Genomic DNA, 16,524 nt, shown 5'->3' on the forward strand with positions numbered 1-16,524 from the left:
CTCGCTTATCGGTACGAGCAGACAAGCTGCTCAACTCAGCTTTTCACCCTTCGGGTATAAGTCTCGATGTCTCGCAAGCTCGCTTATCGGTACGAGCAGACAAGCTGCTCAACTCAGCTTTTCACCCTTCGGGTATAAGTTTCGTACGAGCAGACAAGCTGCTCAACTCAGCTTTAAGCTTTTCTCCTGGCTTCTGACTTCTGACTCCTGGCTTCCGACTTCCGGCTTCTTTTGAAAAACATGCACTATCAAATAGCCGAAACCCTTTTATTGATACGGCTTATAATCCGTATATCCTTCAGCCCCGGGGGTGTACCAGAGCGACATATCTTCAGATGGATTCAGGGGCCAGTCGTTTCTGAACCGTTCCGGCAAGTCCGGATTTGTGATAAACGGCCTGCCGAAGGCCGCCAGATCGGCGACCCCCTTTTTCAGTCTCTCCTCCGCCATCTCTTTGGTGTACCCGCAGTTGCCGATGATCTTCCCCTTGAAGAGCGGCCTGAACTCATCGAGGGTCATCGGTTCCCCCTTGCCGTGGAAACCGAAGGCCAGTCCGTCCATGATATGCAGATAGCCCAGGTTGAATTTGTTCAACTCACCTGCGGCATACAAATAGGTCTCCCGAAAATCCTCACTGCCCATATCGTTAAAAACCCCGTTGGGAGAAATCCGGGCGCCGACCTGCTCCGGGGCCCAGACTTCAAGCACCGCCTCCAGTACCTCCTTAAAAAAGCGGAATCTCTTTTCCGGGCTGCCGCCGTACCGGTCTTCGCGCTGATTGGTTTTCGAATCCAGGAACTGGTTGATCAGATAACCATTGGCGCCATGCACTTCCACCCCGGAAAAACCGGCATCCCTGGCATGCATTGCCGCTTTGAAGTAATCGTTCACCGTCGCCTGGATTTCGTTCACTGTTAAGGCGCGCGGGGTTTCGTACGGTTTGTTCCCTGCAGGGGTGTGGATATGGTCGCCGTTTAATTTAACGGCGGAAGCGGAAACCGGGAGCTCCCCGTCATGGAAATCACTGTGTGAGGCCCTGCCGCAATGCCAGAGCTGCAGAAAAATATGGGCGCCGGTCGGTTTGACCTTCCCGGTCACCTTGCGCCAGCCCGCAACCATCTCATCGGTGTAGATCCCCGGCGAATCGATCCAGCCGATCCCCTGTTTGGAAATCACCGTCGCCTCGGTGATCAGAAGTCCGGCGCCGGATCTCTGGCAATAATATTCCGCCATCAGGTCGTTCGGAACCCGTTCGACTCCGGCACGCCCCCTGGTCATCGGCGCCAGCACGATTCTGTTTTTGAGGTGAAGACTGCCGCCCACGGTGACCGGTTCGAATAGTGTGCTCATTTGAATGCATTCCCTCCTGCGGGTCTTTTCTGCATGATCTTCCTTACCTATAGAGTAAATAAGGAGAGGAATTCTGTTGAATCAATACAGTATACAGTTATAGACTAACACTAAACAGCAGGTAATCAAATAGACAGGTGGTTCGGTGAAATTCTATATCAGGCTCTTTTCCATCCTTTTCGTGCTCTTCATCATCTCGATCACCGTCTACAATGTCCTCCATGCCGGTAAGGAGATCCCGGAGGAAAACTACTCAAGCTTTCTGGCCCGTCTTGAAAAAAACGAGATCAAGGAAGTACACCTCAAGGGCGGGCATCTCACCGCCACCGATATCCATAACAAAAAATCGAAAACGTTCATTCCCGAAGTCGCCCCCCTGCTCCCGGTCTTTGAAGAAAAGGGGATCACGGTTTCCGCAAGCCCCGAGGCGCCCGGCATTCTTTCGTCCCTGGGAGCCATTGCTTTTTCGATCCTGGTGTTCTTCGTCGTCCTGATTTTATACATCTACCGCCATCAGAGCAAGGATACCGGCGCTTTCGGCAAGAGCAAAATCGCCCCGTTCCAGAGCAAGCACAAGATTCTGTTTGCCGATGTGGCCGGGGTGCCGGAAGCCAAGGAGGACCTGGTCGAGATCGTCGAGTTTTTGAAAAATCCCGGCCGCTATTCAAAACTGGGCGGTAAGATTCCCAAAGGGGTTCTTCTTCAGGGCGCACCCGGCACCGGTAAAACACTCCTTGCCAAGGCAATTGCCGGGGAAGCGAATGTTCCTTTTTTCAGCATCAGCGGCTCTGATTTTGTCGAGATGTTTGTCGGGGTCGGCGCCTCGCGAGTGCGAGACCTCTTTAAAGAGGCCAAGAAAAACGCGCCGTGCATTGTCTTTATCGACGAGATAGACGCCGTGGGCCGGTCCCGCGGCAGCGGCGCCGGCATGGGTGGGGGCCACGACGAGCGCGAGCAGACCTTGAACGCACTGCTCGTGGAAATGGACGGCTTTGAGACCGGCGACACGGTCATCATCGTCGCGGCCACCAACCGACCCGATGTCCTTGATCCGGCGCTTCTCCGGCCTGGCCGCTTTGACCGGCAGGTCACGATCATGCCGCCCGATGTGGTCGGCCGGGAAAAAATACTGCGGCTGTACATGAAAAAGGTGGTCATGGCAGCGGACGTAAAACTTGACGAGATTGCCAGAAGCACCCCCGGTTTCACCGGCGCCGAGCTCGCGAACCTGATCAATGAGGCGGCTTTAATGGCGGCAAGAAAAGAGAAAGACGCCATCGACACCATCGACATTGAAGAGGCAAAAGACAAGATCCTGATGGGCGCCGAGCGTAAAGGGATGGTGATCAGCGACAAGGAGAGAAAGACCACCGCCTACCACGAGGCGGGGCATGCGATCATGGCGCTGCTGCTGCCGGGCGCCGATCCGCTGCACAAGATCACCATCATCCCCCGCGGCAGGGCAATGGGCGTCACCCAGCAGGTCCAGCTTGACGACCGGCACGCCTACTCGAAGGAATACCTGGAGAACCGGATCAAAATCCTTCTCGGCGGCAGAACGGCCGAGGAGATCGTCTTCAACAAATTTTCCACCGGAGCCAGCAACGATCTGCAGAGGGCGACGGAAATCGCCACCAAGATGGTCTGTGAGTGGGGAATGTCTTCCCTGCTCGGCCCCAGGGCATACACCTTCCCGGACGAAGGGTTTCTCGGCGGCGACGGCGGCAGGCGGCTCTACAGTGAAAAGACCGCCTCCGCAATCGATAAGGAGATCAACACCATCATCGAAAACTGCTACCAGGAAGCGATGATCATCCTTGAAGGCAAGATCGATCTCATGCACAGTCTCGCAAACAAGCTCCTGGAAAAAGAGACCCTGGGCCCCGAACAGATCAGAGAGGTGATTGCCTCCGGCCTTGATTTAGACCCCAGGGTCATACCGCTTAAACGAAAAGACAATGTCGCATAACCCGGAAGCGTCTCACCTCATGAAGACCAATACGGTCGCAGCTGAAATACATTCGCAACATCAACACTCTGCATCCTCATTGATCAACCTGTCCGCAACTGTCACATAACTGTTTAAAAATACTGAGAAAGCAGCGGAAGAGATTGCAGAACACCCCTTCCCCGTGATTGCAGATCCGACACTCCCACAGTCGCATACCTGCACTCTGAAAAGACCCTTACAGTAGCACTTCTTCGTCTGTACCGACTCTTTACCCCAGCGCCACAAATCTGGCAACTAACTGATATAATTGGAATAATTATAAATAATGCACAAATATATTTCCGTGGCACACATAATGCTCATATGACTTGGTGTCTGAAGAATGGAACGATAGGGGGCGCTATTCATTCAGATCTGCGTTTTGCTTGACAACTTACTGCGAGAGGAGAAAAGCAGAATGAAAAACAACAGCCCCCGTTTCCTGACCACCGCACTCGCTTTTATTTTCAGCAGCCTCATTGTGATTCAATCCGGTTTCGCCGTGGAGAATTCAGAATGCCTTGAATGCCACGGCGACGAAAGCCTTTCCAGATCAGCCGAGGAGCACATCAACAAAAGCTATATCAGCCTGCAGCTTTTTGTTGACGGCGAGCGGTTCAACAATTCCGTCCATCATATCAATGACGTCGGCTGCACCGGCTGCCATTCGGATATTGTGACGCTCAATATGGACGCGGACATTCCGCATCAGGCAACGCTCGCTCCGGTAGACTGCACCTCCTGCCATGAGGAAGAGGGAGCGGCCTTTCTCGGCAGCATCCACATGAAGGCCCGCCGAAAAGGGATCACCATGAACTGCTACGCCTGTCATGATTACCATTATGTCGGGCACTTGGAGGCGGCATCGGTCAATGAACGCGGCAGCACCTTCTGTCTCAGGTGCCATAATCCATACCAGTCCCATGACTGGCTGACCCAGAAAGCCGCCCATTTCGACACCGTCGAATGTTCGGTCTGCCACGTGCCCGATGCCCGGAAACACATTCACCTGAGCTTTTACGATCTGGTCAGCAACACTTCTTTAAACAGCGACGAAATCCTGGAGATTCTTGCGATCAGTGAAGCGGAGTTCATGCCCAGGGTTGACACAAACCTGGACGGGCGGATCAGCAGTAATGAATTTGACGATCTGGTCCTGATGCTGCGGCAGAAAACGGTCCGCACCATCGTCCACGCCGAACTGGTCGTGGAGCTCGAACCTGTCGTCCATTCGGTGAGCAAGGAAGAGGCGGTCCGTGAATGCACCCTCTGCCATGCGCCGGATTCTCCCTTCTTCAGCGCCGTCACCATTGCCCTGTCAAAGCAGGACGGCACGGTTGATCATTACGAGGTTGACCGGGCGATTCTTGCAGGCTATCACACCAGCCATTTTTCCGCTCTGGCCGGGACCCGGATCATGCTTCTGGACAAGATCGGTTTCCTGATGATCGCCGGTGCGGTTCTGGTAGTTGCCCTGCACCTCTCTACCAGGATTGCCACCATCCCCATCCGCAGAAAACGAGAAATGGAAGATCAGGATGAACCAGATAAAAATGACCATTCCGGCACCAACGTGTAAAGGAGCGAACGTCATGTCAAACACAAAAATGTATGTCCATCCCGGTCCTGTCCGAGTCTGGCACTGGATCAATGCAGTCGGAGTCGTGATGCTGGTCCTGACCGGCGCCCAGATTCGCTTTGCCGAGCAACTGAATATCATGTCGCTGCAGAAGGCGATCACCGTCCACAACTATGCCGGGTTTACGGTTCTTGGCGCCTACCTGCTCTGGCTTTTCTACTATTTCACCACCGGCAGGATCCAGACCTATCTCCCGAACCTCAGGACTTTTCACACTCTCGCCATCAGGCAGATAAAATACTACGGTTACGGGATTTTCAAGGGCGACCCAAACCCCTACACCATCACTCCCGAGAACAAGTTCAATCCTCTGCAGGAGATGGCGTATGTGAAATTGATGTTTCTGATGCTCCCGGCCCAAATCATTTCCGGGCTTTTCCTCTGGCAGGTCAAACGCTTCGGGGATTACATCGGCCTGCTCGGCGGAATCAAGATCGTCGACACGATCCATGTCCTGCTGTTCTTCTTCTTCGCCTCATTCCTCATTGTTCATTGCTATCTGGCTACCCTGGGACATACCCCACTGGCTCATTTCAAGGCCATGTTCACAGGCTATGAGGAGCATCACGGCCCCTTGGAAATTGAAACGCCGAACAGCAGTACCCCTGAAACGATTTTTCCCGGCCCAACTCCGGAAGGCGTTCTGGCCCGGGTTAAAAGCAGACCCTTACACGAAAAAGGAACAACCTGAATGACACGCGGCAGGAATTTTTCCTTCGAAACCTGACGTAAAACGTGGTTCAAATTATCCGAAGGAGGTTGCCATGAGAGAATTACTGTTACTTCTAGCGATCGTACCGATCATCACCTACAACCTTACCGACATCTATCTGCCGAAACGCAAATGGCTCTGGACGGGGCTCGCCCTGGGGATGGTTGTCGCCCCGGTCAGCATGTGTCTCCTGCAGTCAACCCACATTCCGGTCATCGGAAAAATTCTTGGCCTCGGCGGCCTGATCCTGAACATTGTTCATGGCCCTCTTGGGTACTTTACCGTTGTCGCCATCGGCATCCATGAACCCGGCACGGTCCTCTCAGCCGCACAACTGACCCAGATCAATATCATCAACGGCTTCGTCTGGGGCATGTTTTACGGGGTGCTCGGCTACAATATTGACCTGAAATGGCCCAGCACGGCTGAAGGGAAGAGACTTTTTGCCGGCGCCGGGAAGAAGGCAATGGCACCCTACAGAAAATAGGTGCGACAATATGCCACGGAACCTGGCCGATTATGCTTGCCCGTTCCCGCAAATATTCAGTTACTATTAAAGTGGAAATATTAATTTCCGATTTATCAAATATATGGTTAGAATATTTAAGGAAATTTATAATCCGCATGGCGACGGAAAAAGCAAATCGATACACCGTGTCCAGGTCACATGTACCAGGGGCAACAAATGACGTAAGCCAGTATCCCGCAAACGAAAGATTCATCGCGTCCCCTGTTTGCCCCATTGACCCCTTGGGCCGTTATCCGGCTGACGCCGGCCGGATACCCAACCCACTGTCTTGGCAAAAGACAAATTGAAAACGGGACAATGACTCATGGATAAATCAGGATTTCAGATATGTCAGGCCACCAAGAAATCGATTCTTGAAAGTATCTCAGACGGTGTTTTCACCGTTGATCTCAACTTCAAAATCACCTCCTTCAACCGGGCTGCGGAAGTCATCACCGGCTACCCGCGCCACGAGGCAATCGGCAAAAAATGCAGTGAAGTGTTCCGCTCCAACATGTGCGACAGGAACTGCGTCCTCTGCCGGACCATGGAAACAGGAGACCCGATCATTGATGAATGTTCCTATATCATCAATGCCAAGGGAAAAAAAATTCCGGTCAGCATTTCAACCGGGCTGATCCTGGACAGTGAAAACGATTTCATGGGCGGCGCCCTGACCTTCCGGGATTTAAGTCTGTCCGCTTCAACGGAAACCATTCTTGACAGCATCTCCGACGGGGTGTTCACCGTTGACCTGAATTACCATATCACTTCCATCAACCAAGCGGCCCAGGAGATCTCCGGAGTATCACGCGAGGAGGCCCTCGGCAAAACATGCATGGAAGTTTTTCAGCACGGGCAATGCGGCAAAAACTGCGCCCTCCAGGAGACCATGGAAACCGGAGGATCAGTTCTCAGCAAGTGCACCCATATCATCAACGCCAAAGGCCAGAGCATCCCCGTTACTGTCTCGGCAACACCGCTTCTTGATCGCGACAGTAATATTATCGGAGTTGTCCAGACCTTCCGCGATCTTTCGCTGATCGAAAAACTGAAGAGCGAACTCGAGGGCCGGGTCCAGATCGGCAATATGGTGACCAGAAGCCCAGCCATGCGCAAGATCGTTGAAGTCCTGCCCCAGATCGCTACCAGCGACAGCACGGTGCTTATCAAAGGAAATACTGGAACCGGCAAGGAGCTGGTTGCCCATGCCATTCACAGCCTGAGCCATCGCAGTACAAAACCTTTTGTTGCCCTGAACTGCGGAGCGCTACCGGAAACACTTCTTGAATCAGAACTGTTCGGTTACAAAGCGGGAGCTTTTACCGGCGCCAACAAGGACAAAATCGGTCGTTTCGGTATGGCCGAAGGCGGGACTTTGTTTCTTGACGAGATCGGCGAAATCAGTCCTTCACTGCAGGTAAGACTGCTACGAGTGCTTCAGGAAAAAACCTACGAACCCCTGGGCGCCACAGAATCCCTTCAGTCTGACGTCCGGGTGATCGCTGCCACCCACAGAAACCTTGCCACACTTATTGACGAAGGCAAATTCCGCGAAGATTTTTATTACCGGATCAAGGTCATCCAGATTGATCTGCCTCCGCTGAAAGACCGGAAGGAAGATATTCCTCTACTGGTCAACCATTTCATCTCACGATTCAACAGCATCCAGAACAAAACGATCCGCGGGATATCGCATGAAGTCATGGCGCTGTTGATGGCTCATGATTTTCCGGGGAATATCCGGGAACTGGAAAACATCATCGAACACACTTTTGTCCTCTGCCCGGATGATTTCATTACGCCCGCCTGCCTGCCCGAGGATTTCATGAGAGGTCGTTCGAAAAAGGAAGTTTCTACAGGAATGGAGACGGTGGTCCAGGCCGTAGAATCTCAGACGATCATCGACGCCCTGAAACGTAATAACTACAACCGGGTGGCCGCAGCCCGGGACCTCGGCATCCACAAAAGCACTCTGTTCCGGAAAATCAAGCATCTGGATATTACCCTGCCGGAACAGGACGGACGATTCAGGGATACCGCACGAAAAGAGATACGCGCCTGAAACCTGAACGGGAAAAGCGGCAGCTCCCTGTTTCCCGCTTGCTACTGACATTTACCTGTCAGGCTGTTCATTTTGAAGATCTTCCGAACCTTCAGGTTTCGCCGCAGTGATCTTTTTTGCAGCCAGGGTTTTCCGGATCACTTTGAGCAGGTAAGGGACCGGATTCCTTTCAGAAAAATCAAAGGTCTGATTGCCCAGCACCATCTCTCCTATTTCCAGAGCGCTTAACTCCGAAACCGGACCTGCCGGAACATATCCCTGCCCATCCTTCACATAACGAAGGATGCCAACCCCTGACAGATCGTCCAAAATTTCACGGATTGAGGCATCAGGCTGCTTCAACAGTTCGACCAGACGTTCTCTGGTGGTGATCATCTTCTGCTGATAATCAGCGGCTGCTATGGAAACAATCTCATAAGCCAGACCAAGGCGGTTGATCGGAGTCAGGCGAAAGCCTTTCCACAGATACCGCCGCCAGACCTGGACCGCAAAGGAGAGCTCCGCTCCGGCCAGAAAAACCATCCATCCCACATGGATCCAGAGCAGAAAAAGCGGCAGGGATGCGAATGAACCGTAAATGGCATTATACCGAGCCACCCCGATCTGCAGTTTAAAATAGGCGGCCTGAACAAAAAGCCACAAGATGCCCCCGAAAACACCGCCGGTAAAAGCCGCACCGAACCTGATTCTGGTATTGGGGAGAAAGCTGTAAAGCAGGGTAAAGGTGGCGACCACGAACAGAAAAGGAAGGAAGTTCAGGAGCTGGGGGCCGATCCAGGGAATCCATTGCCGGAATAATTCACGGAGGACCTTGCTCTGCAGAGCCGCCATGGTGGCGACCCCAAGGTTGATGGTGATCGGCAGCAGAATCATCAGCGCGATATAGTCCAGAAGCTGCCGTCCGGTGGAGCGTCTTCTTCTGGTGTTCCAGATATCATTCATGGCCTGTTCGATACTGCTCATTACCGAGAACACCGCCAGGAACAAAACAAGCACCCCGATCACTCCCAGGGCGGCAAAGTCCGTTTTTTCCACATAGTCAAAGATCAGGTCAACAACCCGATGCAGATGCCCGGATAAGGATATCTCTTTCGTGGTTTCCTCCGCACCGCCATCACTCTCCGCATGGTCGGCTTCATCATTCGCCGTTTCATCAGGAGTTACTGGAACGGACAGGATGATATCTGCTACCGGCAACGTGGAGAGTTCGAGTTGTTCGATAAAAGTATGCGCCGAATTCCGCATCTGGCCACCCGCCCCGAGTCCTTTCAGCACTGCGGTACCAAGAGCCAGAACCGGCACCATGGAAAGAACCACGGTAAAGGTGAGCGCGCTCGCCCGAAGAGGAATCTTGTCGTTCAAAAATTCCTGAACGACAATCATGCACACCCGGCACAATGGTCGGCTGAAATTCATAAAACCGCCTTCATCCGCTGAAGGCTGCGACCAGACCCAGGCAGTAAAACGCTCATACCGACTCTTCTGCGCCACCCCGCTCTTTTCCGTTGCCGGCAGCCCTTCCTTTTCTTCAGTTTTTTCCATGCCCTTTCTCTCTGCTGATGTGCTCCTCGATTCTGGGGAGAATACATGTACTCCAGGCAATTGTCCAGATGTTGAGGATGAGCTCCTCTCGTGGATCAGTTCTAATCCAAAGCCACCGCAAACCGGATCACCACCCTCCGGAACCACATTCTCTATACTTTCGAAAAATGGTATACTCTGCCAAATGATATCAGTTTGGGTGCCGGGTGGTAAAGAAACCTCAGCAACCATGGATCTTGACTGAAGAAGACGATAAGGGGATTACAATGAACATTCTGATCAGCGGCGCTTCAGGGCTTCTCGGCAGAGCGTTGACCCGCTCTTTGGAATCGGCAGGGCACTCTGTTATAAAACTCTCCCGCAAAGGAGATGACACCCTCCCGCCCTGCTGGGACCCGGCCAACGATTTTATTGATCTTGGAAGCAAACCATTTGAGGTCGTCATCCATCTTGCAGGAGAAAACATCTCCAATGGCCGCTGGTCGACTGAACGAAAAAAGAAGATCATGGAGAGCCGGATCAAAGGAACAGCCCTGCTTGCCAATGCTCTGGCTCGATCAACCGTGAAACCGAAAGTCATGATCACCGCTTCCGCCGTCGGCTATTACGGGAATCGCGGTGACGCCATAATGAATGAATCCGCTGCATCAGGGGGAGGATTTCTTGCTGAAGTATGCCGGGAATGGGAAAAGGCTGCCGAGAGTGCGAGCAACTCGGGGATCCGGGTGGTCAACACCCGATTCGGAATGATCCTGAGTGTCCACGGCGGGGCATTGGAAAAAATGCTGACTCCATTCAGAATGGGGCTTGGCGGAAATATCGGGAGCGGCCGGCAGTATATCAGCTGGGTGAGCATAGATGACGTTATCGGGGCGATGAAATTTATCATCGAAAACGATTCGATTTCAGGACCGGTAAACACCGTGGCGCCAACCCCCCTCACCAACCGTGAATTCACGAAGATTCTCGCGGGAGCGCTCCATCGTCCGGCTTTCATGACTCTCCCCGCTTTCATGGCCAGACTGATTTTCGGTGAAATGGCTGACGAGCTTCTGCTGTCCAGCACCCGAGCCGTTCCCCGGAAACTCCAGGAAGCGGGCTACCGGTTTCAGGATCCCGACCTGCAGGGGTTGTTTGAAAAATGGTTCAACAAATGAAAAAAAATTGCCAATTTTGTAACGGCACCGGCCAGATCAATTATTTTAAAGGGGTCAGCCGGTTTCTGATCAGTTACGATGAATGCCCGGAATGTGGCGGACTCGGGATTCAGCCGACCACTGAAGAGCACGTAAAGAATAAAGAGGAGTCAAGCAGCCTGTCTGCTTGTACAAACTTACACCCGAAGGGTGAAAGAAGCGGACAAAAAAAGAAAACCGGCAGGTAAGTGCCGGATTAAAAACAAAGGATAGAACATGAACACCAACGACATCTGGGACAAACTCGGCGATCTCTCAGAAAACGAACTCGTTCACGTGATCACCAAACTGTTTGCCGTCTATGAAAAAAGGCTCGAATTAAACGATAAAGATTTAATATCATTAGATTTTTTCAACAACCTGACCAACGTCGTCAACGAAACATGTCAGTGCAACAGCAACCGGCGCTGATCAGCTGAACACAACCTTGCAGAACCGCCTTTTACCGACCCGAAGCAGCACTTCGCCCTCAGCCTTGAGCTGAAACTCGGTATCATTTATTTTTTCGCCGTCAACCGACACCGCATTCTGCTGGATCATTCTCCGACCCTCGCCGGTGCCCTTGACCATTCCAGCATCTGCAAGCAGCTTGGGCAACCAGACAGCAGCACCACCAGCCGGACAGGAAAATTCCTCGATCTCATCGGGGATGTCATGCTGTTTGAAAACCTTTTCGAAATGATCCTCGGCCATCACGGCGGCAGCATCATCATAGAATCTCGCGGTCAGTTCACGTGCGAGCTGCTGCTTGACCGCCTTCGGGTGAAGTTTCCCCTCGGCAAGCCCCGTCTTCAACTTCTCGATTTCACCGCTGTCAAGATCACTGAGGAGTTCGAAATAGCGAAACATCAACTCATCGGTAATGGAGAGGGTTTTGCCGTAAATATCAATGGCGGGTTCGGTAATCCCGATATAGTTGCCGAGCGACTTGCTCATCTTGTTGACCCCGTCAAGCCCTTCCAGCAGGGGCATGGTCAGGACCACCTGCGGCGCCTGCCCCCACACCTTCTGCAGGGTCCGCCCCATCAGCAGATTGAAAAGCTGATCGGTGCCGCCAAGCTCAACATCGGCTTTCAGGGCAACCGAATCATACCCCTGGACCAACGGATACAGAAATTCGTGGATCGAAATCGGCCGCTCATTGGCAAACCGTTCCTTGAAGTCTTCACGCTCAAGCATCCGGGCGACGGTAAGCTGTGAGGCGAGCCTGATGAAATCGTGGGAGGTCAGTTTGTCAAGCCAGGTACTGTTAAAGACGACATCGGTTTTTTCGGGATCGAGAATCTTGAAGATCTGTTCCTTGTAGGTCTCGGCATTACGCTTGACGTCTTCAACAGTGAGGGGTTTTCTGGTTTCTGATTTTCCGGTGGGATCCCCGATCATCCCGGTGAAATCTCCGATCAGGAATTTCACATCATGCCCCAGGTCCTGAAAATGCTTCAGCTTCTGGATCAGAACCGTGTGCCCCAGATGGAGATCGGGCGCCGTCGGGTCAAAACCGGCCTTGATCTTAAGCGGAACCCCGCTCTCCTGGGATTTTTTCAGTTTTGCGGCCAGCTCATCTTCCGATATAATGTCGACCGTCCCCCGCTTCAGGAGGGCAATCTGCTCATCAATGGTGATTTTCATTTTGCATACTCGACTGAACGGGTCTCCCTGATCACCGTAACCCTGATCTGCCCCGGGTAGGTCAGGTCCGCTTCGATTTTCTTTGCAATGTCCCGACCCAGCATCACGCTTTCCGTATCAGAGACGTCACCGCTGTCCACCACTACCCTGATCTCACGTCCGGCCTGAATCGCATAGGCCTTTTCGACACCCTTGAAGTCGGTGGCGATCTTTTCCAGATCATCAAGTCGTTTGACGTAACTTTCAAGCATTTCTTTTCGGGCGCCGGGTCTTGCCCCGGAAAGGGCGTCGGCCGATTTCACAATGACATCAAGAAGACTGTCGAGAGGAATATCTTCATGATGCGCGGCAATGGCATGCACAACCTCCGGAGACTCCCCATATTTTCTGGCGAGATCCCGGCCGATTGCAGCATGGGTCCCTTCAACCTCGTGATCTACAGCCTTGCCGATATCATGAAGCAGCCCGGCACGTTTGGCGATCTTAACATTGACCCCGAGTTCAGCGGCAATGACTCCGGAAAGAAACGCCACTTCCAGAGAATGCTGGAGGACATTCTGCCCATAGCTCGTCCGGTATTTAAGCCGCCCCAGGAGCTTGATCAATTCCATGTTCACCCCGTGGGCCCCGACATCAAAGGTGGCCTGCTCACCAGCTTCACGCATGGTGATTTCAAGTTCTTCGGCAACCTTCTCGACCACCTCTTCAATCCGGGCGGGATGAATCCGGCCATCGGTGGTGAGCCTCTCAAGGGCCTGGCGGGCAACTTCCCTCCGTACCGGGTTGAATCCGGACAGAATCACCGCCTCAGGGGTATCGTCGATTATAATGTCTATCCCGGTCGCAGCTTCAATGGCCCTGATATTCCGCCCTTCCCGGCCGATGATCCGCCCCTTCATCTCTTCGTTCGGCAGCGGCACAACCGACACCGTCTTTTCAGCCACATAGTCTCCCGCATAGCGGGCGATCGCCAGCGAGAGGATATTCTTCGCCTTGCGATCGGCCTCCATCTTGGCTTCGTTTTCGATGCGGACTATGGATTTAGCCGCCTCCATCTTCGCTTCACTTTCAATGCTTTCGGTCAGCTGCCGTTTTGCCTCCTCCCGGGAGATTCCGGAGATCTTTTCCAGCTGGAGACGCTGTTCATCGATCACGGCATCAAGGTCCTTCTGCCGGAGGGCTATTTTCTGCTCAAGTTTGACAAAATTCTGTTCTCTTTTCAGAAGCTCCGTCTCACGGGTATCGAGAAGATCGATCTTCCTCTCAATCTGGTCAAGTTTCTGACTGAACCTTTTTTCCTCTTCAATAAGTTCAGCTTTGCGCTTTCGCACCTCTTTCTCGACGGCCTGTTTCTGCTGGAAGGCATCATCACGCAACTGGATCGACGCCTCTTTCTTCATCTGCTCAACTTCAGCAAGGGCATCGTTAATCAGCTTTCTTCCCTGATCATCGTACCCGGCGGTTCTTTTTTCGATAACTGCTTTACGGAGAACAAACCCGACAATAATCCCGACAGCAGCTGCCGCCAGGCCGATAATGATTGCTGTAGTACTCATTGGAGTATTCCTCAAATTAATTATTAAAAACAGCCTTGTACCGGCCTGTGAGCCGGTTGGCTGGTGACAATTGTCTCTGCGTAACGCAGAAATACCTCAACACCATTCACAAAGAACAAATCAGTTACTCAGGAAAATCCAGGGGGGTCCAGGAGAGAATCCCGGCAGGCAGAAAAAAACTCGGCTGGAGCAGGCGGAATTGCCAGACGGTTCTGCAGAAGAGCTCTACAGATCAGGAAAATGTACAGAGCAACAGCAAAAGATTCACAATCCTTTATGGATGATGGTTTTCATGCTGTATTGCCTGATCATAACCACTATACATTACCGTCTACGTTGATGCCGGCAAGAGACCGGTCTATCACAAAACGCCTACGGCCGGCCAAACCGAGCCGACCTAAACGATTCAAGCCAGGAGTTCTTTCCAGAGAAGCCTTCATTTCGGCTCAAGACCGACCCTGGTAAGAAACTATAAATCCTCCCAATAAATTGGATATATATTAAACCCGCGTATCGGCCTCTCCGATATTTCCGGGTGAATTAACAGTAATAAGTCCCCCACCGTTGCCGTGTCAGCAGAATGTATCACCGAACCTAACAAAGTTAGGTGGGCGGTACTCGTGCTCCCGTCATGGACTTCGCCGAAACGAATTCTCTATCTTGAAACAGCGGAGTCACCCTTGGTAAATATGTTGGCTCGAAACAGACTTTTGATCACCAACAAGGCAGGGGAACAAATCCAGTCTATCCCAATCACACAAAATCCTCAATTTTTTTCCGAATCTGATCGTTGAGCCGGTCAATTTTATTTCGGTAGGCCTCAAAGTCCTTACGCAGCTGGACATATTTGCCTGCCATATTCAGACTGGCCAATATTAAATTCCTGCTGGAAGGAAGGACATTGGTAGCCCGACAGGTCTCGGACAGATGCACTCTGACGAAGTCCAGAACTTCCTGCACTTCGGCATCTTCCATTTCGGTGTTCAGGGAATATTCCTGTCCGAACACCTCAAACTTTACCGACCTAGCCAATATTTCCTCCGAAAAAGTTTCCCATCCTTAACGGCTCGGCGAACTCCTGAAGCGGACAACTCATCACCGGAACATTTTCAGAACAGGGTTTTTTCTTCTGCCCTACCCTCACCGGAACTTGCGCCCGTCTGCCCAACCACCTGTTTTTCCAGCAGATCAATAGAGTTGATCAGTCCGGAAACCCGCTGATGCACCTGGCTTCTCTCTTCCTGCAATACCCGAATCCGTTCATTCAGCTCCGCAATTTCATGATCCTTATTCTTAAGCTGTGATTCAATCAGCGTTTTATCCTGACCGGTTTTCTGCAAAGCCGATACAAGTTTCTGAACTGCTTCCTCCAACCTGGCCAGATCATCTAGCTGTCCCATGATTGTTTCTCTCGCCTGATATTGTTAACTATCTGTAATTAATTGGTTTTTCCTGAAAGATACTCCTCGATCGGCTACAAAGTCAAGGGGTTTGTCTCTTCCGCAGCAATTGGAGATCCAAGGCGGGCACCCAGTGCAATACCCGCTTCTTCAAGGTCCTTTGGGGAATTGACACCAAGGACCTCAACCGGGTCAGTGCACAAACAGCGATTCACCGTCTGCCCCAACTTGATGGCAACGCCAATCAGGTCGGTCAGGTAAAATTCACCCTGACTGTTATCACAACCGATTCTCTTCAGGCCCTCCCTGAGAAAACCGCTTTCGACACAATAAACTCCTGCGTTGATCTCTCGCACCGCTTTTTCAGCGGTGGTCGCGTCTTTTTCCTCCACTATCCCGACAACCTCTCCATCCGGCCCGGTGATAATCCGGCCATAACCTGTCGGAAAATCGAGAATGGTACTCATCACCGTGATGACGGAGTCGCTTGCCTGATGCTCGGAGATCATCCGCGCGAGAGTCACAGATCGAATCAGCGGAGTATCTCCGCAGAGAATCATGACCGTGCCCTCATAATCCGCAAAAGACTTGCCGGCGGCAAGCACGGCGTGACCTGTCCCGAGCTGTTCCCGCTGTCTGGCAAAGGTGACCTCGAAACCCGCCAGCGAAGCCTCCACCTCTTCCGCCTGATGCCCGGTAACAACAATAATCTCCTCCAACCCGAGCGGCAACAGACTGTTCAAAACATGGTGGATCATCGGCCCCGAAAAAACTTCGTGCAGCACTTTCGCCTTTGAAGATTTCATCCTGGTGCCCTTGCCGGCGGCGAGCACAATCGCTTTCACCCGTTTCTTCATTTCTCTTTCTGTCCTGTAAAAAGCTTCCCGTAAAGTTGGTTTTCCCAGATCAAAGCAGCAAACACCGATATTTTCAACAC

15 protein-coding genes are annotated in these 16,524 nt (G+C 52.3%); 8 read left to right on the forward strand and 7 right to left on the reverse strand.

The genetic code is table 11. From position 1 onward, the window contains the following. A partial coding sequence (locus KKG35_06660) for a hypothetical protein (GenBank protein ID MBU1737806.1) occupies positions 1 to 197 on the forward strand: 197 nt, incomplete at its 5' end. Positions 198 to 267: 70 nt separating this feature from the next. On the opposite strand, the gene KKG35_06665 is transcribed toward KKG35_06660, so the two are convergent. Continuing rightward, the gene (locus tag KKG35_06665) at positions 268 to 1,350 is read right to left on the reverse strand and encodes an alkene reductase (protein MBU1737807.1); all 1,083 of its coding nucleotides are present in this window, start codon (positions 1,348 to 1,350) and stop codon (positions 268 to 270) included. 145 nt (positions 1,351 to 1,495) lie between these two features. Here KKG35_06665 and ftsH point away from each other — a divergent pair, with 145 nt between their 5' ends. From ftsH to KKG35_06690, 5 genes are all read left to right on the forward strand, one after another. Next, positions 1,496 to 3,319, forward strand: a complete 1,824-nt coding sequence (gene ftsH / locus KKG35_06670) for an ATP-dependent zinc metalloprotease FtsH (GenBank protein ID MBU1737808.1) — start codon at positions 1,496 to 1,498, stop codon at positions 3,317 to 3,319. A gap of 439 nt (positions 3,320 to 3,758) precedes the next feature. After that, complete coding sequence (locus KKG35_06675; GenBank protein MBU1737809.1) at positions 3,759 to 4,919, forward strand: hypothetical protein; 1,161 nt, start codon at positions 3,759 to 3,761, stop codon at positions 4,917 to 4,919. Between the two features lie 13 nt (positions 4,920 to 4,932). Then, on the forward strand, positions 4,933 to 5,670 hold the full coding sequence (locus KKG35_06680; GenBank protein ID MBU1737810.1) for a cytochrome b/b6 domain-containing protein: 738 nt from the start codon (positions 4,933 to 4,935) through the stop codon (positions 5,668 to 5,670). A 73-nt stretch (positions 5,671 to 5,743) separates the two neighbouring features. Beyond that, positions 5,744 to 6,178 carry a hypothetical protein gene (locus tag KKG35_06685; protein MBU1737811.1) on the forward strand — a complete coding sequence of 145 codons (435 nt, stop codon included), beginning with the start codon at positions 5,744 to 5,746 and terminating at the stop codon, positions 6,176 to 6,178. A gap of 346 nt (positions 6,179 to 6,524) precedes the next feature. Further along, positions 6,525 to 8,264, forward strand: a complete 1,740-nt coding sequence (locus KKG35_06690) for a sigma 54-interacting transcriptional regulator (GenBank protein ID MBU1737812.1) — start codon at positions 6,525 to 6,527, stop codon at positions 8,262 to 8,264. Between the two features lie 51 nt (positions 8,265 to 8,315). Here the strand turns inward: KKG35_06690 and KKG35_06695 are convergent, their stop codons facing one another. Then, on the reverse strand, positions 8,316 to 9,806 hold the full coding sequence (locus KKG35_06695; protein ID MBU1737813.1) for a YihY/virulence factor BrkB family protein: 1,491 nt from the start codon (positions 9,804 to 9,806) through the stop codon (positions 8,316 to 8,318). Between the two features lie 266 nt (positions 9,807 to 10,072). On the opposite strand from KKG35_06695, the gene KKG35_06700 reads away from it, so the two are divergent. Both KKG35_06700 and KKG35_06705 read left to right on the forward strand, forming a co-directional pair. Next, positions 10,073 to 10,963, forward strand: a complete 891-nt coding sequence (locus tag KKG35_06700) for a TIGR01777 family oxidoreductase (GenBank protein ID MBU1737814.1) — start codon at positions 10,073 to 10,075, stop codon at positions 10,961 to 10,963. A 255-nt stretch (positions 10,964 to 11,218) separates the two neighbouring features. Then, positions 11,219 to 11,413 (forward strand): hypothetical protein, encoded by a 195-nt coding sequence (locus KKG35_06705; GenBank protein MBU1737815.1) that lies wholly within the window; start codon positions 11,219 to 11,221, stop codon positions 11,411 to 11,413. On the opposite strand, the gene KKG35_06710 is transcribed toward KKG35_06705, so the two are convergent. From KKG35_06710 to KKG35_06730, 5 genes are all read right to left on the reverse strand, one after another. Beyond that, the gene (locus tag KKG35_06710) at positions 11,414 to 12,625 is read right to left on the reverse strand and encodes a tyrosine--tRNA ligase (protein MBU1737816.1); all 1,212 of its coding nucleotides are present in this window, start codon (positions 12,623 to 12,625) and stop codon (positions 11,414 to 11,416) included. Between the two features lie 2 nt (positions 12,626 to 12,627). Further along, entirely contained in the window at positions 12,628 to 14,187 is a 1,560-nt protein-coding gene (rny, locus tag KKG35_06715; protein MBU1737817.1) for a ribonuclease Y, read from the reverse strand. 753 nt (positions 14,188 to 14,940) lie between these two features. Further along, positions 14,941 to 15,219, reverse strand: a complete 279-nt coding sequence (locus tag KKG35_06720; protein MBU1737818.1) for a cell division protein ZapA — start codon at positions 15,217 to 15,219, stop codon at positions 14,941 to 14,943. 77 nt (positions 15,220 to 15,296) lie between these two features. Beyond that, the gene (locus KKG35_06725) at positions 15,297 to 15,587 is read right to left on the reverse strand and encodes a hypothetical protein (protein MBU1737819.1); all 291 of its coding nucleotides are present in this window, start codon (positions 15,585 to 15,587) and stop codon (positions 15,297 to 15,299) included. Positions 15,588 to 15,661: 74 nt separating this feature from the next. Further along, positions 15,662 to 16,444: an NTP transferase domain-containing protein gene (locus tag KKG35_06730; GenBank protein ID MBU1737820.1), complete on the reverse strand. Its 783-nt coding sequence runs from the start codon at positions 16,442 to 16,444 to the stop codon at positions 15,662 to 15,664. Between the last annotated feature and the right edge of the window lie 80 nt (positions 16,445 to 16,524).

The sequence above is a fragment of the Pseudomonadota bacterium genome (genome assembly GCA_018823285.1).
Lineage (GTDB): Bacteria > Desulfobacterota > Desulfobulbia > Desulfobulbales > JAGXFP01 > JAHJIQ01.

Coding starts and splice junctions, on each gene's coding strand:
- KKG35_06665 (MBU1737807.1), bottom strand. CDS start 1,350: ATGAGCACACTATTCGAACCGGTCACCGTGGGCGGCAGTCTTCACCTC.
- KKG35_06675 (MBU1737809.1), top strand. CDS start 3,759: ATGAAAAACAACAGCCCCCGTTTCCTGACCACCGCACTCGCTTTTATT.
- KKG35_06680 (MBU1737810.1), top strand. CDS start 4,933: ATGTCAAACACAAAAATGTATGTCCATCCCGGTCCTGTCCGAGTCTGG.
- KKG35_06685 (MBU1737811.1), top strand. CDS start 5,744: ATGAGAGAATTACTGTTACTTCTAGCGATCGTACCGATCATCACCTAC.
- KKG35_06690 (MBU1737812.1), top strand. CDS start 6,525: ATGGATAAATCAGGATTTCAGATATGTCAGGCCACCAAGAAATCGATT.
- KKG35_06695 (MBU1737813.1), bottom strand. CDS start 9,806: ATGGAAAAAACTGAAGAAAAGGAAGGGCTGCCGGCAACGGAAAAGAGC.
- KKG35_06700 (MBU1737814.1), top strand. CDS start 10,073: ATGAACATTCTGATCAGCGGCGCTTCAGGGCTTCTCGGCAGAGCGTTG.
- KKG35_06705 (MBU1737815.1), top strand. CDS start 11,219: ATGAACACCAACGACATCTGGGACAAACTCGGCGATCTCTCAGAAAAC.
- rny (MBU1737817.1), bottom strand. CDS start 14,187: ATGAGTACTACAGCAATCATTATCGGCCTGGCGGCAGCTGCTGTCGGG.
- KKG35_06725 (MBU1737819.1), bottom strand. CDS start 15,587: ATGGGACAGCTAGATGATCTGGCCAGGTTGGAGGAAGCAGTTCAGAAA.
- KKG35_06730 (MBU1737820.1), bottom strand. CDS start 16,444: ATGAAGAAACGGGTGAAAGCGATTGTGCTCGCCGCCGGCAAGGGCACC.